Consider the following 22,397-nt stretch of genomic DNA (forward strand, 5'->3'; position numbering starts at 1 on the left):
ACCAAGGATTCTTACTGGGTAGGACAACCGAGTATTGGGAGCAGTATGCCTCGAAGCAACAAAAGGAACTCAAATTTGAATGAAATCTGCGGAGGAGAGCGATGGCAATAGCTCGCGCCTCCGTCGGCGTGGATATTGGCCACAGCGCGATCAAGGTCGTGCAGGTGGACAAATCCGGTGCCGGATGGAAGATCGTTAAGGTAGGAACTGCACTGACTCCACCGGATGTCATGCGGGACGGAAACGTCACCAATCCCGATGAGCTCGGAGCTGCGATCAAGCTGGCGATGAAGGAAGGGCATATCCACAGCGGCCATGCCGTCATCGCCGCCGCTGGCGGTGCCACGTTCGTCCGAACAGTTCCCTTCCCAAAGATGTCGCCGAACATGCTCCGAGACTCCGTGAAATTCGAAGCTGGTCGCTACGTGCCGGGCTCCATCGAAGAATCCTACGTCGAAGCAGAAATCGTCGGACCACTCTCCGAAACGCAGATGAATGTGTTGCTCGCATCTGCCCCGAAAGACTTGGTGGGCGGCCGAATTGCGGCTTGTAAGGAAGCCGGACTCCACGTTGATATCGTCGACCTAGAAACGTTCGCTGCCTACAGAACTTTGGTTGAGACTGACCCTAGCCGTAGGGCCGGTGAAGAGTCTTACATGTTCCTCAACATTGGTGGCACCAGCACCTCCGTAACGGTAATCGACAAGGGTGTGTTCGTCATGAATCGAACCATGCCCTCCGGCGGAAACACGCTCACCGAGGCTCTGAAGCAAGCCTTCAAGCTTGAGACGGTTGACGCAGAAGCCGGCAAAACGGTTCTCGATATGCGCGAGTTGTTGGCTGGAAGCGTGGTTGAGAACCCACCGCTCAAAGTTATGGCCTCCCAAGTCGACGACCTCGTCCGGGAGATTCGCCGATCGTTGAACTATCTACAAACGCAAAACCAACAGGCGGAAGGAACCCCACCGGTTGAGATCAAAGAAATCATCCTCACTGGTGGCGGTGCGAAGCTTCGAGGGCTCGACGCCTATCTCAGCGCGAAGCTCGGATTAAACGTCCACGCGCTGGGTGCCTTCGATAACCGAAACATTATCAGCCTCACCGGAACCGAGGATTCTGGGCTGGACTTAACGATTGCCGTAGGACTGGCGATCAGAGGGCAGCTCAAAGCCGCTTAAGGAGAACACGATGCCGTTTATCAATCTCATTGAATCAGACCTAATCGTCGCCAAGAAGGCTGCCCAACAAATGCGACTGAGCCAAGTGGCGCTCATCGCGGCTGGAAGTGTCGTAGGGATCGCCTACCTCGTCATTCTTGGCCAGGGAGCGGCGCTCGCATCGGAAGAACAAGGAGTTCAGGCCAAGTTGAAAAAGCTCAAGCCAATGCTCAAAGAAATCGAGGAACAAAAGCGCATCGTTGCTGATCTTGAGCCAAGGCTAGAGACTTTGCAAGATGCTCGCGAACTCACAAGTCGCTGGGGAAGATTGCTGAACCATGTTGCAGTTAACACCCCGCCTGATGTCTATTTGACTGCAATTCGCGCTGACGCGAGTCAGCCGGATCAGCCAATCAAGGTCACATTCATCGGTACCGGAAAGTCGCAGTCGGATGCGTCCCAGTTTGTTCTGCGTTGCCAGAACTCTCGCGATATTGAAGGGGTGAACCTCGTTGGGTCTCAAGAAAAGCTTTTGCGACAGATGTCTGCGATCGAATTTGAAATTGCGGGCTCAATTGTGGGGTCTGCAAAGAAACCCGCTAACGACGAAAAGGAAACCAAGTCATGAAGTTTAAAGCACAGCTGCAGCCCAAATCATTCTTCATGCTAGCCGGAGTGGTCTTCTTGGCCGGGATGGGAATTGTCTACCTCACCTACGCAAGCTTGGGAGAGCAAGAACGCGCTCTTCAGGTCTTGAAGTCTGAACTGAAGGACGATAAGGCGGTTCAGAAGGAGATGGACGAGAGCAAGCTCAAAATCAACAAACTCAAGTCGAAGCTCAGCCACCTCGAACATGGAATTCCCGAGGCCGCTTACATCGCCACCATGCTTCATGAACTCGAGGAGTTTGGCAAGAAGAACAACTTGCAGATTCTCAGCGTTCGCCCCGTCCTCGCAGACAAGAGCAAAAAGGAGGGAGACAAGACGAAGAAGAGTGCCTACGAGGAGCAAAACATCGCCGTGAAAGGTCGAGGCACCTATGGGGACGCGATGCGCTTTGTGGATGCACTCAGAAACTTCCCAAAGATCGTTGCGGTTAAGTCGTTTACGATCGTTCCCAAGGACTCCGGCAAGATCGAGCCAGGGAGTCCACCTCTAGAATTCGACATCGCTCTTCAAGCGTACGCGTTTAAGGATTCACCAACCGTCGACCCAGACGCAGAAGGAGACAAGACAGCTAGCCGAACAAAAGGGGTGAAAGATGAATCGTGAGAAGAAGCAGATGGTTGTACTCGGCGTTCTCGCGCTGATGATTGTTTGTGTCGGCGCCTTCCAAATGATGGGAGGGAGCAGCGCTCCAGCCCCTGCTCCGGCAGCGAAGAAGGAAGAGAAGACAGCTGAGAAGACTTCAGCGGTTTCGGAAGACAAGCCGAAGTTCGCGAATCCAGATCAGTCAGTACCCCTCGCGAAACGGGACCCTTTTGCCCCATCGGCCTTTGCAATTGCGGCAAATGTTGACCCCGCCACGGTTCCGCCGACAAAGCCAGGTCCTAAGGAATCACCTCGAGTGAAGCCGATTCCTGATGCTCTAGGAGGGCCCAAGCCAGAATTCAACTGGGAAGCCGGTGGAGTCAAGGACAGCGGGGTTGGCCCACTCGTGCCACCAGCACCGAAGTTTGGCTACACGCTCATCGGCTTTGTTCAAGGCAAATACCCTGCAGCCGTTTTCGCAGACGCGACAGGAAATCAAAAACTCGTGGAGGCTGGCGATGCTATCGACGGCTCCGCAACGCTCGTTGCCGTTTACGGCAACAAAGTGAAAGTCAAGTTTCACGATCAAACACTCGTTTTGACCGTAGGAGGAAACCCCAATGGAAAGTAAATGGATCCGAACAGCCCTCATCGGGCTTTGCATCGTGGCGGCGCATGTCGCTCACGGTGCCGGGCGCATTACAGGCGTTTCAGTTCTGAAAGTCGGTAAAGGTGTGCAAGTTCTGATCCAAGGGTCAGACCTAGGCAAACCGAGAGCCGAGTTCCTGAATACTGCAACCCAGTACGCGCTCGAATTTGACGCTAAGCTATCGCTGAAGAGCGATAAGCTGAACATCTGGCAGAACGGATTGGAAACAATCCAGCCTGTCTTCAGTAGTGGAAAAACAGTTCTGAAGTTCAAGTTCACCGAGCCAATCAACGCAGTTCTCGCAACTGACAAGAAGGGCGTCAGCGTGAGCTTTGAACCAGCGGAGCTTCTTCTGCTCAAGATGATGACCACCGAAGGTAAGGCAGCTGCGAAGTTCGCTTCTAGCTCCAAGCCAAGCGGCAAGATTCTGCCCAAGACTCCCCCGAGAGTTGAAGCCGCCGTTGAGTACTTCAAGACTCCGGAGTCGAAGGCGACCATCACGGTGGAAAGGCCCACAGCTTTTCTTAATCGAGCGATGTCCACTGGCACTCCGACGACCCTGCCCGCCATTCGGAACTTCGGCCCTTTTGTACCAAAGCTCGCTGAGCAGAAGCCTACAGAGCAAAAGCCAACGGCCGCACAACCATTTCGGAACGAACCCTCAAAGGGCACGGCTACGAAGGGTGTAACGGTCGGAAAGGGAGACGACATCCGAGTTTCGCTCGACTTTGTTGACACCCAGATTGTCAACATCGTCAAATCGCTTGCGCTCCAAACCCGCGTGAATATCGTAACTTCGCCCGACGTCACCGGAAAATTGACCGTCAAGTTGGACAAAGTCAGCGTTAAAGACGCTCTCAACCTTGTCACTTCGCTGGCGGGGCTCAAATATGCCCAAGTAGGACGGACTTACATCGTCACCACCGAATCCAAGTTCCTTGAGACGCTTCGCGCGGTTCAAGGTCCAAGAGAAGATACAGTGATGTCTCGAGTCGTTCCTGTCTTCAGCGGCCAGACCATGCAGATCAAACTTGCAGTTCTCAAATCGGTTTCCTCCGAGAACTCATTTGGTCGATTTGAGCTGGTACTCCCCTCTGAACGAACTGCTCTGAACGCTGGTCCAGCTGCTTCCAACGACAAAGATGGCAAGCTCCCTGCTGGCCAATCCCAAGCCGGAAGTGATAGCGATCCGTACGTCATGCTCATTGGTTCTCCGGGGCGGCTCGACGAAATCGAGGCACTCGTGCGATCCATTGATCGGCAGCTCTGCACGGCGCTCGGAATCAAACCTCCTAAAGTGGTCGATTCGATCGTGAAGTCATACAACGTCCACGGCGGTCGAGCCATCGATCTGATCGAGGCTCTTGCCGGAAAAGGCAAAACAAACGTCGGAAACGTCGAGTGCTTCGCCACTCCGACCACCAGCATCTCCAAACAGACGATCGTCCTAAAAGGCTTCGTCGATGAGGTTGAGCAGGTGCTCAGCGCCTTCCAGGAGCTGGACAGCGACGAAGCGGCAACGATGACGGAGTTCCAGGTCGCTGACCTCAAATACTCCGACCCTCGAGCGGTTCGCGAAGCATTAATCTCAAACATCCCGGGTTTATCAGTTGTCATCGCGCCAAACGCGGTGCTCAACCCAAAGGTCTACCAAGAAGATCGGATGAGGAATCAGGCTGAGCAGCGTGGCACCGACACACCGGCACCTCAAGGTGGTGGAACTCAGACGGCAGCCATGCAAAACGGCGCTGGTGGCGGTCAACAGCAGCAGCAGCAAGGGGCGGGCGGTCAGCAGCAACAGCTCAAGTCTGACAAGACTGACTCAAGCACCGGTCTCATTCTTCCGTTCGACGAGTTTGAAGCGGTTGGAATGCCGATGCGACTTATCATGAAAGGTAGCAAGGACCAAGTCGACCGAGCCATGCAGCTCATCCAACAGTTCGACGTGGCTCCGCGCCAAGTCTCGCTTGAAATGCGGGTCATGGAAGTCAGCCGGGAAGAGCTTCTTCGGGTCGGCATCGACTGGAACTTGTTCACCAGCGGAGCGATCAAGACGATCCGTCTGAACAATCCCTCCTCGGGAACCAACAACCGAATTGGCGTCAGCGTCCAGGGCAGCGATGTCTCAGGTGACGTCTCGGCAATCCTCGATTCGATCTCGAACGGTAGCCGACTCATCTCTAGGCCAAACCTAATCTGTAATGATGGACGAGCGAACGAGGTCTTCGTCGGTGACGTGATTCGCTACATCGAGTCGATCATCAGCGGCCAGAACGGTCCTTCGGTCACCCAAGGAACGGTCAGCACCGGCGTCCGACTCGCGGCCTATCCACGGCTCGGCGGCGACGGAACGATCAACCTCGACCTCCGAACCAAAGTGGTCTACCTTAAGGGCTGGGAAGTCGTGAGCCAAATCGGCGGACGACTGCCTCAGACAAGCGAGCGAACCGCTCAGAACTCGATCACGCTCAAGGATGGCGAAACTTTCGCTATCGGCGGCCTGATTCAGCAAGAAGACCGAAAGTCGATGACTGGATTGCCAATCCTCAAGGATCTGCCCATCTTCGGCCAGTTCTTCCGAAGCACCTCAACCGACAAGGTCAAGACCGAGATGGTCATCTTTGTCACCGCAAAGATGCTGAACCAAGGTCAACAAAAGACCCTGCCCATGGAGAAGGATACGTCGATCAATCACGACGGATCGTTCAAAAACGGGCAGGCGTTGATCAACACCGAAAGCCCAATCAAGATGGGCAAGAAAGGAGGCAAGAACTAATGAAACGAGTTGCAATCGCAATCTTCGGCCTCGCCCTCCTTTCGGGGTGCGGCGGATCGGGGAACACAGCCCTACTTCCTAGCCTCTACGCTGGGAAATGGAGCGGAACTTGGGCAAGCGGCGACGCGAACGATAATGGCAACATGTCGTTCATTGTCACTACCGACGGCAGTCTGTCTGGAACGATGAACGATAAGCTCGGTGCAACGGGCACCGTCGCCGGATTTGTCAACAAGTCGGGCAGTCTCACTGCGGTCACTAGCTTCCCAACTGGCGGCAACATGGTCATCGGTGGAACCGTGACCACCAACGGAGGCAGACTCGTCGGCAGCTTTAGCTATACACGTCTCGGCGTGAACTACGGGGGCAACTTCGATGTTGGCCCTTCAGGAGGAGGTTAGACCATGAAAGGAATCAAAATCAGCGTGGCGATTCTCGCCCTAGCATTCGTCGGCTGTGGTGGACAAGGCGGAGCCGGAACCGGCTTTCCCGATCCTCCAATCGCGTCGGTCCTCCGGGCAACCGGACCAGGAGTTAACGGTGGGACGGCACTCCGCACCTACCTCGCTGGGGACACCTGGGAATATGAAGTTTCCGGAACGATGCTGCGCGAAGAGTTTGACGAAAGTGCGACGAGAGTCAGCCGGAATCAAGGGCCGGTGAGTGGGTCAATGACACGGACGATCACCTCGGTGAACATCCAGGGCATCGGACCTTGCTTCAAAGTTACTGATGCACTCACCTACAAACTCAACGGCGGGCTCCCGACTGTGGAAGTTTTGGAGACCTACATGACGCAAGCGGTTGGGGGAGCGGTCACCATGCAGGGTCGGCGACAGAACAATGCCAATACGGCTCCTGGTTTGACCGGTTCACCTCAAGCGTGGCTACCGGGCACGTTCGGCGCAGGTGCCAACGTAGGCGGAGCTGGGCAGTTCAATAACACCCAGACTGGTTATCCCGCAACCACCTTCGACATCTCGACTGCGTTCGCGGTGACCGGTGCGAGCACGGTTGTTGCCGACGTTGATCCCGTGTTCAACACATGGCGCGCGCTGTACACCGATACAATGCACAATAACTGGGATGTCTTGGCTTGGTTCAAGGCGTTCAATATAGCTAACGGGTTTGTGTTCAAGACCCGAGAAGATATCAGCTCGACGGACGAATGGTCGCCAGTGCTTGGCGCACCGGTGTCGCGAAAGTACAATTCAACCCGAATTGACTCCGTTATCCATGGCTCGATCAACTATACGCCGCCAACCTCGACGACCGCAGAAGCGATCCAGTACACCTACCACACGATCAATCGAACGTTGAACCTGGACATGGTGCTCAAGCGACGATCGCTTCAGTAGAGCTTCACCTTCTTACGGCGCTTAGAGGCATCTCGCTTACGGGGTGCCTTTTTGTTTTCGCCTTCTAGGTAAGCGTAGCTCTCCATCGCTGCGACTTCCAAAGGGCGTAAAGGAAGTTGATACGGCTTGAAATCGGGTTCGCTATTCCCCGCAGGGAGGTACGACTTCACAAACGGTCGCTCGAACACCCAAGAGAACGCCAGGGAGACTACGACGATAACGGGCAGCGCGAGGGTGACAAGGTAAGTCGTCTCCATCTCCGGACTCGACGCCCAACTCGGGCGGTTGACATATAGAACTTGTAGCAGCGGATGATGAATCAGATACAAGCTGTAGCTCGCCACACCAATCCGAACGAGCCACCTCGCACTCAACGCCCGCTGTGCAAGCCCCCCTGGAGAGATCGTGGCCGAATACAGAAATGCCGCCGTCGCGAAGCCGCAGGTCAGGTCGCTGGCAATCAGCGTGGTTGAGTCCAGGCTCTTCCCCACTACCGCCTGTTGGTAGACCATGTAAAACGTCGCGATGAATCCTGACCAAAAGATTGCAAAGCCGTACGCGGGCTTCAGACCCTTTACTGGGTCTGGCCGGTGCGCGTAATGCGCCGCCATCATCCCCGCTACGAATAGGATTGCGAACCAAGAGTACATCTTCGCCGCGCCAGGAACAAATGCCGCGACCAGCAAAGATGGAATCGCGGTGAGGATCAGCAGCGCAACTGGCGACCGCTTCTGCATCACCAAGATCAGCCACGGGAACAGTAGGTAAAGCTGGGCTTCAATCGAGATGCTCCACAGCGCGCCATTGATGCGGTACATCCAGTCCATGGAGAGGTTCTGAAGCAGGAAGATGTGAGCAAGAAGGCTATCCAGGGTGACCGGCATGCCACTGGACGCCTTAACGTAGGTGTCGAACGGACGGATGTCTTTGTTTGGCCAAGTCACCCAGTAGCAAACGGCCACTGAGAGTAGTAGCGTCGCGTAGTAGGCGGGAAGAATACGCAAGGTTCGCCGCTTAAAGAATCCTCCGAGTCCGTAGACCCTGCCGTCGCCTCGCTGAAACAGCCCGTATTGGAGGCAGAAACCGGACAAGACGATGAACGCGGCAACCGCCAAGTGTCCGTTCCGAAACGCGCCCATTGCATTCGCAAGAAACGTCCCCTGCGTCTGGTTAAACCTTGCGGAATCGGATGGAATGACCATCGAGCAAAAGTGACTCAGTACGACGTACAAAGCGGCCAAAGCCCGAATTCCTTCAATGAATTCGAGCTTCGCACTGGTCTCCGTAAATCGTTTGGCCTTTCTCAAGCTGATTCGTAACCTATCGATACTGCAATCGTCGTACCATTAAGGCATGAATACGGTTCGAGTTGCGTTTGGGTTAATTATGATTGCTTTGTCGGCGGTCGTTCTTGGGCAGAATGTCTCCTACCGAACAATTGCTTCGGGCAACAACGCCACTGAAAAACAGCAACGGATGTTCCAGATTACCGACCAAGGCGCGCTTGAAAATTACTTACTCATCGCCCAATCTAACAGCCGACCCAAGGTGGACTTCTTTAAGGATCGGGTCGTTGCTGTTTTTCTCGGTACTCGGTCATCGGGTGGCTATTCGGCCTCGGTCAGCAAGGTTTCTGTCGCGGCAAGCGTCGCAACTATCGAAGTCACCGAATCCACGCCGGCAGCGGGTGAGATGACAACTCAAGCCCTGACCAGCCCTTGGGTCATGATCGCCATCGACCGTTCTGTACTTGAATTCAAACTCAAGGTCACAAAAGTTCAAAAGGATGGCGGCATCATGGTCGGGCCGTACACAACCTGGTACCCCGGCTATTGGAATCCCTGCTGTGACGGCTACTACGACGGTTTTTACAACCCGTTCGGTCAGGTCTTTTACACTCAGCAGACGTTCAACTACTGGGTCCAACAATCTGGGTTCAGTTACAACTCCGCTGGATTATCGTTCAACTTCCAAACTTCGGCGCTTGCGATCGTCTCGATTGGGCGTTTCAGCCAAGGTTTCAACTGCGCCGTCGAAAACGTCGTTTACAACCAAGGGGCGGCAAAAGTCTGGGTTCGCAGATCTTCGGTTCAGCAACAGCAACGCGGGGCTCGTTGGTTCGGCGTGGGCGTCGATCGATCTGCTAGATCGATCGCAACTGAGTATTTTGACGATTCCTCCCTGGTTCTTGGCTATCAAGGTGACGCCCTGATGCGGGCTTCGCAGGTTGGCGTGATGCTCACGGCTCAGCAGCTTCGTTCCCTGCCTTCGTCCGTGACGGTGAAGGGGTATTCACCGAACACTGAAAACGTGGCGGCGATTACACTCGCTCCGCAAAACCGAAAGGGCTACAAGTTTGAGGGTGTTGCTTACCGAGGCAACCAAGCGGTAGCGCTCTTCTCCCGGCCCGCCGCGACTCCAGATACGAAGGCTCAGACTTACTTGATACGTGTTCCAAGAGGAATCAGTTCAGTGAGTATCGAAGAGATGCCAGCAAAAAAGGCCATCCGTTAACGGTTGGCGAGGCCCTGCCGATTCAAAAACTCCCTCAACTTCTCACGACCCGAGAGCCCTTCATCGCGGGTGCGAGCCGCATTCTTTTGTGACCACGGAACGTCGGTTGACATGCCCTGGGTTCCAAAGAATTCCCCGGCACGGGAGTCGTATTCGCTCGGATCGAGCGACTCGCCGTAGACCTCTTCAAACCAGACTTGATCCTGCCCAAGTCTTGGCTTGATCTCAGCATTCGCCGTCTCGGCCGGAACTCCGATACACAGCCCAAAAACCGGCGCAACGCGCTCAGGGAGCCGAAGCAACTCTTTGATCGTGTACGGCTGGTTTCGCAAACCGCCAATGTAGCAAATCCCGAAACCAAGTGCCTCCGCCGCACAAACCATTCGCTCTGCCGCAAGAGCGGCATCAATGACGGCGACCGTATACATTTCAATCGTGTCCAGCCCGCTTGGAACCTCTCCAGCGTATTCTGACAACCGGTGTAGATCGGCTAAGAATGCAAAGAACAGAGGGGCCGTTACAACTTGCTTCTGTTGACCACAAGCTTCGGCAATCGCTGCGCGCTTGACGGGATCTTTTACCGAAACAACGGACCAGCTCTGCAAGTTGCTACTCGTTGCGGCGGATTGCGCAGCCGCAACTAATCCTTGGACCATCGAATCCGGAATCGGCTGATCAGCAAATCGCCGGACCGAGCGGTGGGCTAATAGAGAACCGATCTCATCGAGTGAAAACCCAGCTTCGGAGCCAAACCGCTTCTGCCAAGCGGCCTCAAATGTCTCGCCGAACATGATCAGCGATGACCCTGAGCTTCGCGCTCCTTCATCCGATCCATGTCAACCTGCTTTTCCTGAGCGAGTGCCTTTTTACTCAGTGCGTTGCCCCAGGCCCGACCGCCGTAATAGGTTGCGGCAAGGCAGAAGACGAAGAATAGCAACGTTCCGACCACAAAGCCGATCGCGAACTTCTTGCCGTTGATTGGCTTAGGCGGGCTAAACATCCCCGGATTCTGTTCACTCATTTCTTTTCGTCCTCTAGACTCCCCTCAAACAGTCTACGCAATCGCTCACGCTCCGCTCGCTCCTGCTCGCGTAAAAACACATCGCTTAAGTAGGCGTCTTCTTTAACTTTCTGGGCTTTAGTTTGCTTCACGGCGCAGGCAGAATGATGTGAGTATCCGTATCGGATAGGGAGCCGATTCGAAGCGTACAAGAAAGCCGCCAGACAACTGGCAAGCGAAAGGATTCCCAAAGGCAGGTTTCCTGCGCCGTACGTGACCAGAACGGACGCCACACCAAGCCAACCAATCCACATCGCTTTGACGGGGATTAGACCAAAAACCATGACGCAGGCGTTTGGTTGACGAGTCGCCCAGATAACGGTCAGAGCTGAGTTGACGATCAGGATTCCAGAAAGCGGCTGCCGAAGGATAACAAACGGCAAGAGACTGAGCACAGTGATAATGCCCAAAATGATTCCGAATCGCGCCGGCGTGTGATCCCGCTCGACACTCCCACCGACCATGACAAGCCAGAGAGGCAAAAAGACGAGGGCGAGCGGTCCCAAGTTGTTGACGAAGAGGAATGTAATTGCCGTCCAGATTTTCGGCAAAAGCGCGCCGTCAAATCCGAATAGATTAAGCATGAATCGAGATGAGCCAAGAGTCAGTACAGCACCCAGAATGACTACCGCAGTCAGACCGATAGTGACCGGAGTCCGTCGTCCAGCATCTCCAAACAAGGAACTGAGTTGGGGCTTCGCCATACAGTTCTATTATGGATGAACCCATTCAACTCATTATGATTCAGTCAAATCCCTGAATCTAGACCGTAAAGTGCAGATTGACGAAACGACTGCCCCCAAAACCACGTTATCTAACGCGAAAGGGAGTAACTGGTCGGGCAAAGTCGCCCGAGGCATGGGTTCGTCAGTACGGGTGAAAACCCCGGATCCATGAGCAGCCTGAGATTTGGCGTGCGCAGTGAGACTTTTGGGGGCGAAACAGCCTAGCTGGTTCGTCACATCTTGTTGAGGTTTCCCATTAGTTGAATCTATCTTTTCTTTCTGCGCTGCTCTATGTGCTTGCTCCTCAGCAGGCAAACCTCACTTTGGAGTCCGTCCTCAAGGATGTTGACCGAGCTTTTCCCAAGCTGATGGCAACCCGCCTCGAAGCCGCCGTTGCCAGGGCTAAGAGCCAAGAAAAACGCGGCGCCTTCGACCCCGTACTCGCCTTCGAAACCGAGTTCCTGCGCTACAACTCCTCTAGCGACCCCGGCAAGGCAAAAACGACTTCGATGTCGGACGCAGTCATCGAGGTTCTTGATCGAAGCGGTGTCAAGTACTCGATCGGAGGTCGACTCAACCGAGGCGACGTGAAATCGCCCGCGTCCTTCACCGGCTCAGTCGGCGAATATTTCGTCTCGGCCAAAATCCCACTTCTCCGAGACCGGATCAATAACGCCAAAACGATTGCCGAGCAACAAGCCCTCCTTGGTGAGCCGATTGCTGACCAATTCATCCGCGAAGCTCAACTCAACCTCTTCGAGAAAGCTGGAACCGCCTATTGGGAGCTGGTCGGTGCCAAAGCAAAAATCGAAGTCGCTCAACAACTCCTGAAACTCGCCGCCGACCGCGCCGAGTACATCCGAGAAAGAATCCGTAAGGGCGCAAACCCTCCAATTGACCAAGAGGAAGCCGACGCCGAAGTCGCGCGCCGCCAGGGTGGCCTCGACAAGGCCGAACGCGATGTGCAGAAAGCGGAAATCAAACTTGGGCTGTACCGCTGGAATGAGGATGGGTCAACCATTGATGTCTCCCGAACCCAAGTTCAGATCGAAGCACTCGATGACCGAGGAGCAAAAGTCGAGGCCAAGCAAGCACGGGCAACCGCGACCAAAGATCGTCCTGAACTACTCGCTCTGAATCTCAGCCAGCAAATTCTCGCCCTCGAGCTGGGCCTCGCCCAGAATGATCGCAAGCCCGGTCTCGACCTTGTGATCGGTCCCGGTTTCGACTTTGGAGCTGACAACATCGGCAACACCATGAAGGCAGGAGTGTTCTACACAATCCCGCTTCGCCAAAACTCAGTCGATGGTCGAATCAACGCCACCAAGTCCAAACTGCAAAAGCTCAGCTTTGAATATCGCCAGCTCGAAAGATCAGTACAGATCGAAGTCGATGACGCTCTCTCGGCTATCTCGCAGGCTGAGAAGAGGGTTTCCGCCGCCGAGGCAGAAGTTAAATCTAACAACGCGGTGGAAGAAGGCGAGCGGATTCGATTCGTAGAAGGACAGAGTACGCTTTTCTTGCTTAACCAGCGGGAGCGTGCGACCGCCGAATCTCAGGCTCGCCTTATCGATGTCAAAGTGGAACTCCAACTCGCAAACCTTGCCTTTCTGGCTTCAACGGCTCAATTGGGTGGCAAGTAATGGCTAATCCTTCACCACTTCAGCGTGTCGGAAAACTGCTCATTCACGAGAAGAGCGAACTCTGGGTTCTGCTCACCTACTCGGTTACCCTTGTCATCTTCTCGCTGCTCATTCCGTTGACGATGAATGCCCTCGTCAACACGGTAGCTGCCGGACTCTTTGTTCAGCCGCTGGTGATTCTTGCCCTACTGGTTTTCGGAGCTCTGTTCCTCGCAGGCGTCATGCAAATGATGCAGCTGAACTTGGTGGAAGCGATTCAACAACGAATCTTTGCTGAGAACGCGATGAAGATCGCGGATGTCCTAGCCCGTGCATGCCCTCGCAGCTTGCGCGCAGAGTACATTCCCGAGCTAGTTAATCGCTTCTTTGATGTTCTCACGGTTCAGAAAGCGGTTGCCAAGCTCCTAGTTGATGGCGCAACTGCGCTGGTTCAAGCGATTCTCGGCCTCGCGATTCTGGGGTTTTATAGCCCTTCACTGCTCCTGCTCGACCTTGTCCTCATTGTCGGTCTGCTCATCATCACCTTGCTCTTCGGCATCGGTGGACTACGCACATCCATCTACGAATCCAAACAGAAATATCAGGTCGCTGACTGGCTCGAAGACATTGCTCGCTGCAACGTCTCGTTGAAGGTTCACGGAAACCGCGACTATCTCGCGCATCGCGCGGACGAGTCGGTTCTCGGCTATGTTCGACAGCGCAAGGCCCACTACGCGGTCACCATTCGCCAGGTTGGCTCGTTCTATCTGTTCCAAGCCTTTGTCCAAGCCGCAGCACTTGCGGGTGGTGGCTGGCAGGTCATCAATGGCGGACTGACCCTCGGTCAGCTCGTCGCCGCTCAAATCATCATCACCACTGTTTTGGCTGCGCTTGAAAAGCTGGTTCGTCAAGCCGACGTCTTCTTTGACCTCTTGACGGGCCTGGATAAAGTTGGTCACGTTGCCGACATCGAAACCGAGAGAATGGATGGGCGCGATCTTCCCCACCCGGAGCAATCGAAAGGCCTCGAAGTTGTCTGCCGAAACGTACGTTTCCACTACGATCCGACGAGCCCGATTCTCAATGGAATCGACATGACGTTGGAACCGGGCGAACGGGTCTCCCTGGTTGGCGCCAGTGGCGCAGGCAAGAGCACCCTCGGCGCCCTTCTGTGCGGCCTAGACGATCCTTCTCACGGGACCATCGAACTCGACGGTGTCGAGTCCAGAACGCTTTGTTTGGATTCCCTACGTAGTCACGTCTCCATGATTGGCTACGAAAACGAGCTCTTCGACGGCACAATCGAAGAGAACATCCTTGTTGGGCGAGAGCATATTTCGCCGCAGGATGTCCGCTGGGCCCTTGATGTTTCCCAGCTCACTGATGAACTTTCGGCGATGCCAGATGGCCTGCGAACAAAGGTCATTTCGATGGGCAAGAACCTCTCACGAGGTCAGGTGCAGAGACTCCTCATCGCTCGCGCGATTGTTGGACGACCGCGACTACTCATTCTCGACGAAGCCTTTACTGGAATCGACGAACGCCAAACGCTGATGATCCTTGACGCAATCTTTAGAGCAGATAACCACTGGACAATTATCGACATCTCCCACGATCCCGAGGTGGTTTTGAGGTCGGACAAGATTTATGTTCTCCAAGACGGTTTGATCAAAGAAGGTGGTCCTGCTCTGAAGCTTGCATCAAACGAGTTTGGCTCGTTCTGCCAGCTCTTCCCAAGACTCAGCCGCCTCATACGAGCGGAGGGAGCACAGTCATGAGACGCGCAATCAAAGAAGTAAGGCGACGGTCCTCGGGACAACGAATTGCACGAGTTCTCGTCTTCTTGCTAATTCTTTCCGTCCTCATTCTCTGGCTTGTCCCTTGGCAGCAAACGATCATCGGTGGCGGACAAGTGGCGGTTTTTAACCCGGCCGAGCGACCTCAAACGATCGAGGCTCAGATTCCAGGCCGAATTGTTAAGTGGAATGTCTCTGAAGGTCAGCTGGTTGGGGCCGGCGACATCATTGCCGAGATCGAAGACATCGACCAAAAGTTTCTTGATCCGGAGATCGAGAAGAGAATGACAGGGCAGCAAGACGCCCTGACCCAGAGCCAATCCTCCGAGACGTCCCGAATCGCACGAATCACGTCGCAGATCGGTGAGGTTCAGTCATCAAAGGTTCAGCAACTGAAAAATGCTAATGAGCGGATCCGGCAGGCACAGAACCGCCTGAAGGCCGCCAAAGCCGCCCAGGCACAGTCGGAACAGAACCTCAAGGCATTTGTCAAAGTAGCCAAAGCATCGGCTGAGCAACGAAAGCTCCAAGCTCAAGACATCGTTCGCCAGAACGATCAACTCTTGATCACCGCCAGGCAGCAGTTTGAAGTTGAGAAGAAGAACTTTGAGCGAGTCGCCTACCTTGCAAGCAAGGGTCTTGAATCAAAGAGAAACTTTGAACTTGCCGAAGCCAGTCAAGTTGCGGCAGAAGCTCGGGTGAAGCAGCTAGAAGAAACCGTTGCCGCGGCGAAGCGAACCGTAGAGCTAGGCACCCTCGGCCAAGACCAGGCCGAAATCGACATCGCGCGCCAGCGCGAGGCAGTGACGCAGGCCAAGGAAGGCGTGCTCGCTGCAGATCGAGATGTCTCGATAGCAAAGAACGACCTTGTTCGGATCGAGAATGATGCGAGTGCGACCATCGCGAGCTTGGAAGCTTCGCTCCAGAGTGCGGAAAGCACTCGGGCAAAGGCGACTTCCGACCTCGAGAAGATCAAGCTAGAGTCCGCAAACGTGACTGGTCGTCGAAGACAAGCCCAGATCAAAGCCCCAGCTTCTGGAAGGCTCATCAACATCGCTCGCTTTGGAGCGGGCTCGATGGTAAAAGCGGGTGATGTCCTTGCGACAATTGCTCCGGAAACAAAAGACCGTATCGTTGAGATGCTCGTGACAGATAATGACGTGCGATTCATTAGCATCGGTCGTCCGGTTCGGCTCCAATTTGCGGGCTACCCTGCTGTCCAGTTCTCTGGGGCACCGGGCGTCTCCGTCGGAACCTATGGCGGGCGAGTTCAGTTCATCGACCCGGTCGACGACGGCTCGTCTCGCTTCCGTGTGCTCGTCAAAGAGGCTCGATTCGTCCTTCCTGGTGGCAAAAAGGATCAGCCTTGGCCACCGGCCAACAACTTGAGGCCCGGCGCCGAAGCGATCGGGTGGATCATGCTTGACACCGTCCCGCTTGGCTTCGAGCTTTGGCGACAGTTCAATAACTTCCCGCCTCGAATTCCAAAGGGAGATCCTCTTCTCGGAAAGGCGAATAAGAAGGAATCAACTGACCAGAAGCAAAAGGTTGATAAGGAAGACAAGGCGGATTACCTAAGCCCGACCATCAAAGTGAAAGCGAAGCGATAAACTGATAGCATGGCTCGGCGTGCAGTGGTGCTTCTCTCTGGTGGACTCGATTCCGCGACCGCCCTCGCAGTCGCCCGAGCGGAAGGCTTTGAAACCTTTGCGATGTCGTTTGACTACGGTCAACGGCATCGCATTGAGCTTCAAAGGGCCGCAGATCAGGCTCGGCTCCAAAGGGCGACGATGCACATTACGGTGAACATTGATCTGCGCCAGTTCGGCGGTTCAGCGCTTACATCTTCTCTGGACGTGCCTAAAGACCGCACTGACGGCGAAATGGAGTCTGAGATTCCGATCACCTATGTCCCTGCTCGAAACACGGTCTTTCTGTCTTACGCTCTAGCTTGGGCAGAGGTGTTAGGTGCCTTCGATATCTTTATTGGCGTAAACGCAGTGGACTATTCCGGTTACCCAGATTGCCGTCCCGAGTTCATATCCGCTTACGAAGAGATGGCGAATCTGGCGACCAAAGCCGGGGTTGAGGGGAAGGGACTGACGATCCACACCCCATTGATTGATCTCAAAAAGTCGGCGATCATCGCGCTGGGGCTTGCTAAAGGCGTCGACTACGGGCTGACTTCAAGTTGCTACGACCCAACCCCTGAAGGGCGGCCATGTCGCCGTTGCGACTCGTGTCAGATTCGAGAGAAGGGGTTTGCGGCTCTCGGTCTGCAAGACCCGCTGGTGAAAAAGTTTGAAGGCTAAGATTTCAGAGATCTTCCACTCCGTCCAGGGTGAAGGAGTCTTCGCGGGAGTCCCATCCACCTTCATCCGGTTCTCGGGCTGTAACCTCCGTTGTGTCTGGTGCGATACGCCTTATGCAAGTTGGCACCCGGAAGGCGACGTCTTATCGGTGGATCAAATCCTTCAGCAGTTAAGTGACATCAATCATGTGGTTATCACGGGAGGAGAGCCTATGCTTTTTGAAGCGGTGGTCCCACTCGCCCAGGCTTGCAGGAGCCTCGGTAAGACCATCACGATAGAAACCGCAGGGACGATTTTTCGTGAGGTCGACTGTGATCTCATGTCAATCAGCCCAAAGCTGTCGAATTCCGTTCCTACGGACCATCCGGAATGGTCGGCTCGGCACGATCAGCTAAGGCTGAATATTCCTATTCTGAAGCAACTCACCTCGGGCTACAATCACCAGCTCAAGTTCGTCGTTTCTGGATCGGCTGACATACCAGAAATCGAGGAGCTCTTGGAAAAGATTGGCTGCATCAATCCTGCGAACGTCCTCCTTATGCCTGAAGGACGCGATGCTGAGAAGCTGTGGCAGACCGCACGACTTCTGGTCCCCGAGGTGATCCGACGCAATTGGAGGCTTGCACCGCGTCTCCAGATCGACCTCTTCGGGGACACGAAAGGAACCTAAACGGGTACGCTATTGGTTCCGAAATGAAGATTTACACCTCCGAGAGCGTGAGCATTGGCCACCCGGACAAAGTAGCCGACCAGATTTCCGATGCGCTACTCGATGAGTTCCTGAAGCAAGACCCCAAGAGCCGCGTTGCGGTCGAGACCATGATGGCCCATGGCGTTGCCATCGTTTCAGGAGAGGTGACTACAAACGCTTATGTCGACGTTCAGCGAGTTGTGCGTAGCACGATAAAAGAGATCGGCTACACCAGCACCAACGTCGGTTTCGACGGTGATAACTGCGGTGTCCTCGTCGCTATCCAAGGGCAGTCAAACGACATCGCTATGGGCGTCGACACCGGCGGTGCCGGCGATCAAGGCATGATGTTTGGTTACGCAACCAATGAAACCGACGAGTTGATGCCCCTTCCCATCACAATCGCTCACGCAATCATGCGCAAGGCGGTCGAAGTGCGCCGCTCAAATCCCGGTCTTGGCCTCCGTCCGGACGCCAAGAGTCAGGTTTCGGTGATCTACGAGAACGGTAAGCCAAAGTCAATTGACACGGTCGTCGTTTCTCACCAGCACGACGATTTCGACGCTCTGGGTGCCCAGATTCCGCAAGCAGAGATCCAGCGACGGGTTCAAGAGTATGTGATACAGCCGGTTCTAGAATCCTACAAGCAGTTCATCGACGGAGACATTACCTATCACATCAACCCAACTGGTCGGTTCGTGATTGGCGGACCTGCCGGAGACACGGGACTTACGGGTCGAAAGATCATCGTCGACACTTACGGTGGAATGGCACCCCACGGCGGCGGAGCGTTTAGCGGAAAGGACCCCACAAAGGTTGACCGCTCGGCTGCCTACGTTGCTCGGTATCTTGCCAAGAACATCGTCGCCGCGGGCCTCGCCGAACGCGCGGTGGTGCAGCTAGCCTACGCCATTGGCGTCGCTCAGCCGGTTGCGGTGAACGTGGATACCTTCGGAACCGAGTCCATCGATCCAGACGAGATCGTTGCCCGAGTCCGCAAAAACTTCGACCTTTCTCCGGCTGGAATCATTAAGGAGCTGGATCTGCTCAACGTGACTTACAGGCCGACGGCCATGAACGGTCACTTCGGCAACAGTGCTTTTCCTTGGGAGAGCACAAAGGTTGCATCTAGTCTCCGGTAACGGAGACTAGATGCAATTGGGTCACATCTTGGTGTAGACAGAAGTTGTTTTGGAGGTTGCTAGTTCAAGCTTGTCGCCCTTTAGAGTCGCTTTGTACCCAGACGTTGTTGAATCTTCATTCTGGAATACGAGTCGACTGCCGTCGAGCTTCCACTCCATCTTCGTGTTCACGTCTTTCTCGCCACCTGGCGAAGAAATTTTGCCGATCATCGAGGCTGCCCCCGATTCTTCTAGTGTTAGAACAAGCCGCCCGTTCGGAGTGCGCCACTTTCCAACATAGGCTTTATCAACGGCACCTTTGAACTCAACTTTCGGTGGAGGTGGAGCTTGTTGCTCTTCCTCTTCCGGTTTGCAGCCGGACAAGGTCAGTAAAAGGGCCAGAGGGAGAAGGAATGAGAGAGATTTGAACATAAAAAGAAAAGGGACTCGCTTCTGCGAGTCCCGATTTGCTTGGACTTAGCGTCCTTGGCTACCCTGTCGTTCGCCCATTGCTTTTCCGTACGCTTCCATTTCTTTCGCGTGCTTCGCGGCCTGTGGCGGCATCGACTTCAACTGCTCTTCCGTTGGAGGAGGAGTTGGTGGGTTGGTCTTCATTTCAGCTTCGCCAGAGCCACACCCAACGATGAGTGTGGCTATGAAGGCTATTGAAAGGAGTCGAATCATCATAGAGGTGAATCTTGTCCTGCGCAAGGGTTGCCCGGATCAAACATCCAGGTCCACGAGTCGCCGTATGGGAAATGGCTGAATCCTGGGTAGACCGTTGTACACCAGTTCAACGAGAACTTCTTGAAGCTCTTTGCGTGTCCATCAGCGTAGGCTGCGTTTGCGCTTTCGGTGTATCGGTAGCGAGGCATGGACCACTGGTTGTAGTTATCACCATCTCCTTCGTTCTTTGCACCGGAGTTGCGTCCGCCAGTCACCTGTGGAGGCCAGACTTCGCCGCCGTGGAACCACCAGTCGCCTTCAAGAGTTCGTGCACCTTCCGGTCCGCCGCCCCACTGGGTCGTCAAACCGATCGTGGTCATGATGAGCTGGTTAGCTGGTCGAGTGAAGCGGGTTTGGCTGATCGACGGCTTCGGCTGAACGGTTCCGCCAGGGTATCCAACTTCAACCAGACCTGTGTAGTCTCCAGGAGCATAGGCTTCTGGGAAGATTGCGTTGTGTGCAGCGTAGCCATTCTTCGAGTTGGAAGGCTCAGCTGGTCCGCGCCAGATTCCGCCCACGGCTCGAGCTTCGCCCTGTGTCCAAGCGTCGCTTCGATCAGCACCGCTCTTAATGTAAGGCATGGTAAGTTCGCGCCAGCTGAACCAGAACAAATTAGACTGGGCTGGGTTTCGAGCATATCCGCCACGCGCGAAGAAGTCGTCGGCATCTGCCGAGTACATGATGACTCCCAAACCGATCTGCTTTTGATTCGAAAGGTCAGAAGCCTTCTTTGCGGCCATTTTGGCCTGTGCAAAGACAGGGAAGAGGATGGCGGCAAGGATCGCGATAATTGCGATGACCACCAATAGTTCAATAAGCGTAAATGCTCGTTTCATGATTTCAACACCTTCATTGGTGAATTACCGTGGTCGGAACACTCCGAACACTGTAACTTCACTGAGCATTATACAAATGTTTTGCCAAAACTGTGCAAAAAATATTTATCTGTAAATCACTTCTCCCAAAAGACCCATCAATGATCCTCAATCTAGGTTCAATCTGAAGTCTTTACATAGGCCTGTGAAAACCTCCCCTGGGTGTGGATCAGGCTCCCACTGGAGAGCTTCCAGGTGAGCACCACTGCTGGAAGCGATGGGTGACCGTAAAAGAACCACTTATCTCCAGCAGTCCCCCATTTAACGGACGATGAGACGTCCATTGTCCTATCTGAGTCTTTTCCGCCCACTTTGACTCTGCTCTTCGAGACAGCAGTTCCATCTTCCTTTAGCTCCATCGACTTATCGCCCTTGGAGCTCTTCCAAAGGCCGACGACTTCCCTGGGATGATCAAGGCTCGCTGGGACACTAACCACGGGAACCACCGGCACGTCCTCGGCATCTCCTCCCGCGCACCCTGCCAGGGTGGAGGAAAGAACTGTAATTCCAATACCAGTGATTCCGAACTTCATGTTGCTATTTGGAGGAATGACCTTGACCCGACAAATACTCTCCCTTCGCTCGCTCTTTCCGTGCCTGTTCCTGAGCAGCAGGGGGAGCACCCTTGATCGATTCCTCGAACTGGGCATCTGTAACAGGCTTGCTGACCTCGGGAGGCGGCGAGTTGTCGGGAGAGCCACATCCTGCGCTCATTAGAGCGCAGGCGGTCATGGCTATTGAAAACACGAGTGATACTTTTCTCATCATCGGGTGCCGTTGTATGCCCCGCATGCATCCCATGGATCGAACCTGGGTTCATCACCGGGGAAGAGCCCTTCTACGTACATTTGGGTACACCAGTTGAATGCAGCACTCTTTCGGAACTTAGCGTGACCATCTGCGTAGCCTGCGTTCGCTCCTAATGAGTAGCGGAACCTCGGCATTGCCCAAACCGGCCAGTTCGTTCCATCCTGGTTGTAGCAGTGGAATCCAGCCCGACCTCCAGTCAAGACCGGCGGCCAAGGATTGGATGAACACGTTTTGGTTGCTTCGTTATACACCCGGTTTTCGCCACTCCACCACCACCAAGAGGAATCCATGTTCGCGCCTGGAGAGCCTTCAACGCTCCATGTTGGATTGATACCAGTCGTGGTAACCAAAACCTTCTCGGTTAGGTTGTTTATCTGAGTTTGGCTGACAGAGGCTACTCCTGCCGTACCGCAGAGCCGTGAACCCCAGTTAATATTTCCGCACATCGGGAAAATTTTATCGTGAGTCGCATATCCAAGACTGTTGCGAACTCCAGGGGTCGACCACATTCCACCGATTGCATCATAGTTGTCTACACGGCCCGACTTAACATAGGGCTGTGTAGCGTGGGTCCATTTATAGTCCTGCTGCCATGCCCCGGCAGCGGTCGTTACAACGTACCAGCCTCGGGCAAAGTTGTCGTCGAAGTCGGCCGAGTACATCATAAAGCCCAACGTTAGCTGCTTTTGGTTGCTCAAGTCGCTCGTTTTCTTGGCAGCTTCTTTAGCTTGTGCAAAGACAGGGAAGAGGATGGCGGCAAGGATCGCGATAATTGCGATGACCACCAATAGTTCAATAAGCGTAAATGCTCGTTTCATGATTTCAACACCTTCATTGGTGACCTTGGACCGGACTCAACCCCACCCCAAGATTCATGATCATCATAAGTGTTCTTCATAACGGTGAGATCAACTTTTTGCTCAGAAAATCTCTATTTGAATTGATATACAGTGA

At 54.4% G+C, this 22,397-nt stretch carries 24 protein-coding genes; 14 read left to right on the forward strand and 10 right to left on the reverse strand.

Going from position 1 to position 22,397, the window contains the following annotated elements:
- The first annotated feature begins 101 nt into the window (after positions 1 to 101).
- Genes pilM through WCK51_02380 form a run of 7 tightly spaced genes read left to right on the forward strand, consistent with a single transcriptional unit; the run spans position 102 to position 7,191 of the window.
- Positions 102 to 1,178 carry a type IV pilus assembly protein PilM gene (gene pilM / locus WCK51_02350; protein ID MEI7575705.1) on the forward strand — a complete coding sequence of 359 codons (1,077 nt, stop codon included), beginning with the start codon at positions 102 to 104 and terminating at the stop codon, positions 1,176 to 1,178.
- A gap of 10 nt (positions 1,179 to 1,188) precedes the next feature.
- Positions 1,189 to 1,785, forward strand: a complete 597-nt coding sequence (locus WCK51_02355) for a PilN domain-containing protein (GenBank protein ID MEI7575706.1) — start codon at positions 1,189 to 1,191, stop codon at positions 1,783 to 1,785.
- The gene (gene pilO / locus WCK51_02360) at positions 1,782 to 2,429 is read left to right on the forward strand and encodes a type 4a pilus biogenesis protein PilO (protein ID MEI7575707.1); all 648 of its coding nucleotides are present in this window, start codon (positions 1,782 to 1,784) and stop codon (positions 2,427 to 2,429) included. The genes WCK51_02355 and pilO overlap by 4 nt, the downstream gene beginning before the upstream one ends.
- Positions 2,419 to 3,039 (forward strand): hypothetical protein, encoded by a 621-nt coding sequence (locus tag WCK51_02365; protein ID MEI7575708.1) that lies wholly within the window; start codon positions 2,419 to 2,421, stop codon positions 3,037 to 3,039. Before pilO ends, WCK51_02365 begins: the two co-directional genes overlap by 11 nt.
- The gene (locus WCK51_02370; GenBank protein ID MEI7575709.1) at positions 3,029 to 5,833 is read left to right on the forward strand and encodes a hypothetical protein; all 2,805 of its coding nucleotides are present in this window, start codon (positions 3,029 to 3,031) and stop codon (positions 5,831 to 5,833) included. The genes WCK51_02365 and WCK51_02370 overlap by 11 nt, the downstream gene beginning before the upstream one ends.
- On the forward strand, positions 5,833 to 6,234 hold the full coding sequence (locus tag WCK51_02375) for a hypothetical protein (GenBank protein MEI7575710.1): 402 nt from the start codon (positions 5,833 to 5,835) through the stop codon (positions 6,232 to 6,234). Before WCK51_02370 ends, WCK51_02375 begins: the two co-directional genes overlap by 1 nt.
- A gap of 3 nt (positions 6,235 to 6,237) precedes the next feature.
- The gene (locus tag WCK51_02380) at positions 6,238 to 7,191 is read left to right on the forward strand and encodes a hypothetical protein (protein MEI7575711.1); all 954 of its coding nucleotides are present in this window, start codon (positions 6,238 to 6,240) and stop codon (positions 7,189 to 7,191) included.
- On the opposite strand, the gene WCK51_02385 is transcribed toward WCK51_02380, so the two are convergent.
- Positions 7,185 to 8,498 (reverse strand): acyltransferase, encoded by a 1,314-nt coding sequence (locus tag WCK51_02385; GenBank protein ID MEI7575712.1) that lies wholly within the window; start codon positions 8,496 to 8,498, stop codon positions 7,185 to 7,187. The genes WCK51_02380 and WCK51_02385 overlap by 7 nt on opposite strands.
- Positions 8,499 to 8,544: 46 nt before the next feature.
- On the opposite strand from WCK51_02385, the gene WCK51_02390 reads away from it, so the two are divergent.
- Positions 8,545 to 9,705: a protease complex subunit PrcB family protein gene (locus WCK51_02390; GenBank protein ID MEI7575713.1), complete on the forward strand. Its 1,161-nt coding sequence runs from the start codon at positions 8,545 to 8,547 to the stop codon at positions 9,703 to 9,705.
- On the opposite strand, the gene WCK51_02395 is transcribed toward WCK51_02390, so the two are convergent.
- Genes WCK51_02395 through WCK51_02405 form a run of 3 tightly spaced genes read right to left on the reverse strand, consistent with a single transcriptional unit; the run spans position 9,702 to position 11,469 of the window.
- Positions 9,702 to 10,496 carry a nitroreductase family protein gene (locus WCK51_02395; GenBank protein MEI7575714.1) on the reverse strand — a complete coding sequence of 265 codons (795 nt, stop codon included), beginning with the start codon at positions 10,494 to 10,496 and terminating at the stop codon, positions 9,702 to 9,704. The two genes, WCK51_02390 and WCK51_02395, sit on opposite strands and share 4 nt — an antisense overlap.
- 2 nt (positions 10,497 to 10,498) lie before the next feature.
- Positions 10,499 to 10,726, reverse strand: coding sequence for a hypothetical protein (locus WCK51_02400; GenBank protein ID MEI7575715.1), 228 nt, complete (start codon positions 10,724 to 10,726; stop codon positions 10,499 to 10,501).
- Entirely contained in the window at positions 10,723 to 11,469 is a 747-nt protein-coding gene (locus tag WCK51_02405) for a hypothetical protein (GenBank protein ID MEI7575716.1), read from the reverse strand. The genes WCK51_02400 and WCK51_02405 overlap by 4 nt, the downstream gene beginning before the upstream one ends.
- Positions 11,470 to 11,750: 281 nt before the next feature.
- On the opposite strand from WCK51_02405, the gene WCK51_02410 reads away from it, so the two are divergent.
- The 6 genes from WCK51_02410 to metK are packed head-to-tail and all read left to right on the forward strand — an operon-like array spanning position 11,751 to position 19,053.
- Positions 11,751 to 13,133 carry a TolC family protein gene (locus WCK51_02410; protein MEI7575717.1) on the forward strand — a complete coding sequence of 461 codons (1,383 nt, stop codon included), beginning with the start codon at positions 11,751 to 11,753 and terminating at the stop codon, positions 13,131 to 13,133.
- Complete coding sequence (locus tag WCK51_02415; GenBank protein ID MEI7575718.1) at positions 13,133 to 14,890, forward strand: ATP-binding cassette domain-containing protein; 1,758 nt, start codon at positions 13,133 to 13,135, stop codon at positions 14,888 to 14,890. The genes WCK51_02410 and WCK51_02415 overlap by 1 nt, the downstream gene beginning before the upstream one ends.
- Positions 14,887 to 16,518 (forward strand): HlyD family efflux transporter periplasmic adaptor subunit, encoded by a 1,632-nt coding sequence (locus WCK51_02420; GenBank protein ID MEI7575719.1) that lies wholly within the window; start codon positions 14,887 to 14,889, stop codon positions 16,516 to 16,518. Before WCK51_02415 ends, WCK51_02420 begins: the two co-directional genes overlap by 4 nt.
- A gap of 9 nt (positions 16,519 to 16,527) precedes the next feature.
- Positions 16,528 to 17,220 carry a 7-cyano-7-deazaguanine synthase QueC gene (gene queC / locus WCK51_02425; protein MEI7575720.1) on the forward strand — a complete coding sequence of 231 codons (693 nt, stop codon included), beginning with the start codon at positions 16,528 to 16,530 and terminating at the stop codon, positions 17,218 to 17,220.
- Positions 17,210 to 17,890 carry a 7-carboxy-7-deazaguanine synthase QueE gene (locus WCK51_02430; protein ID MEI7575721.1) on the forward strand — a complete coding sequence of 227 codons (681 nt, stop codon included), beginning with the start codon at positions 17,210 to 17,212 and terminating at the stop codon, positions 17,888 to 17,890. Before queC ends, WCK51_02430 begins: the two co-directional genes overlap by 11 nt.
- Before the next feature lie 23 nt (positions 17,891 to 17,913).
- Positions 17,914 to 19,053: a methionine adenosyltransferase gene (gene metK / locus WCK51_02435; protein MEI7575722.1), complete on the forward strand. Its 1,140-nt coding sequence runs from the start codon at positions 17,914 to 17,916 to the stop codon at positions 19,051 to 19,053.
- A gap of 21 nt (positions 19,054 to 19,074) precedes the next feature.
- Here metK and WCK51_02440 read toward each other — a convergent pair whose 3' ends face one another.
- From WCK51_02440 to WCK51_02465, 6 genes are all read right to left on the reverse strand, one after another.
- Complete coding sequence (locus tag WCK51_02440; GenBank protein ID MEI7575723.1) at positions 19,075 to 19,464, reverse strand: hypothetical protein; 390 nt, start codon at positions 19,462 to 19,464, stop codon at positions 19,075 to 19,077.
- A gap of 45 nt (positions 19,465 to 19,509) precedes the next feature.
- Positions 19,510 to 19,719, reverse strand: a complete 210-nt coding sequence (locus WCK51_02445) for a hypothetical protein (protein MEI7575724.1) — start codon at positions 19,717 to 19,719, stop codon at positions 19,510 to 19,512.
- Positions 19,716 to 20,594, reverse strand: a complete 879-nt coding sequence (locus tag WCK51_02450; protein MEI7575725.1) for a prepilin-type N-terminal cleavage/methylation domain-containing protein — start codon at positions 20,592 to 20,594, stop codon at positions 19,716 to 19,718. Before WCK51_02450 ends, WCK51_02445 begins: the two co-directional genes overlap by 4 nt.
- Positions 20,595 to 20,752: 158 nt before the next feature.
- Complete coding sequence (locus WCK51_02455) at positions 20,753 to 21,166, reverse strand: hypothetical protein (GenBank protein MEI7575726.1); 414 nt, start codon at positions 21,164 to 21,166, stop codon at positions 20,753 to 20,755.
- Positions 21,167 to 21,170: 4 nt separating this feature from the next.
- Complete coding sequence (locus tag WCK51_02460; GenBank protein ID MEI7575727.1) at positions 21,171 to 21,401, reverse strand: hypothetical protein; 231 nt, start codon at positions 21,399 to 21,401, stop codon at positions 21,171 to 21,173.
- Entirely contained in the window at positions 21,398 to 22,261 is an 864-nt protein-coding gene (locus tag WCK51_02465) for a prepilin-type N-terminal cleavage/methylation domain-containing protein (protein MEI7575728.1), read from the reverse strand. The genes WCK51_02460 and WCK51_02465 overlap by 4 nt, the downstream gene beginning before the upstream one ends.
- Between the last annotated feature and the right edge of the window lie 136 nt (positions 22,262 to 22,397).

This window comes from Armatimonadota bacterium (assembly GCA_037138755.1).
In the GTDB taxonomy this organism is placed as follows: domain Bacteria; phylum Armatimonadota; class Fimbriimonadia; order Fimbriimonadales; family Fimbriimonadaceae; genus Fimbriimonas.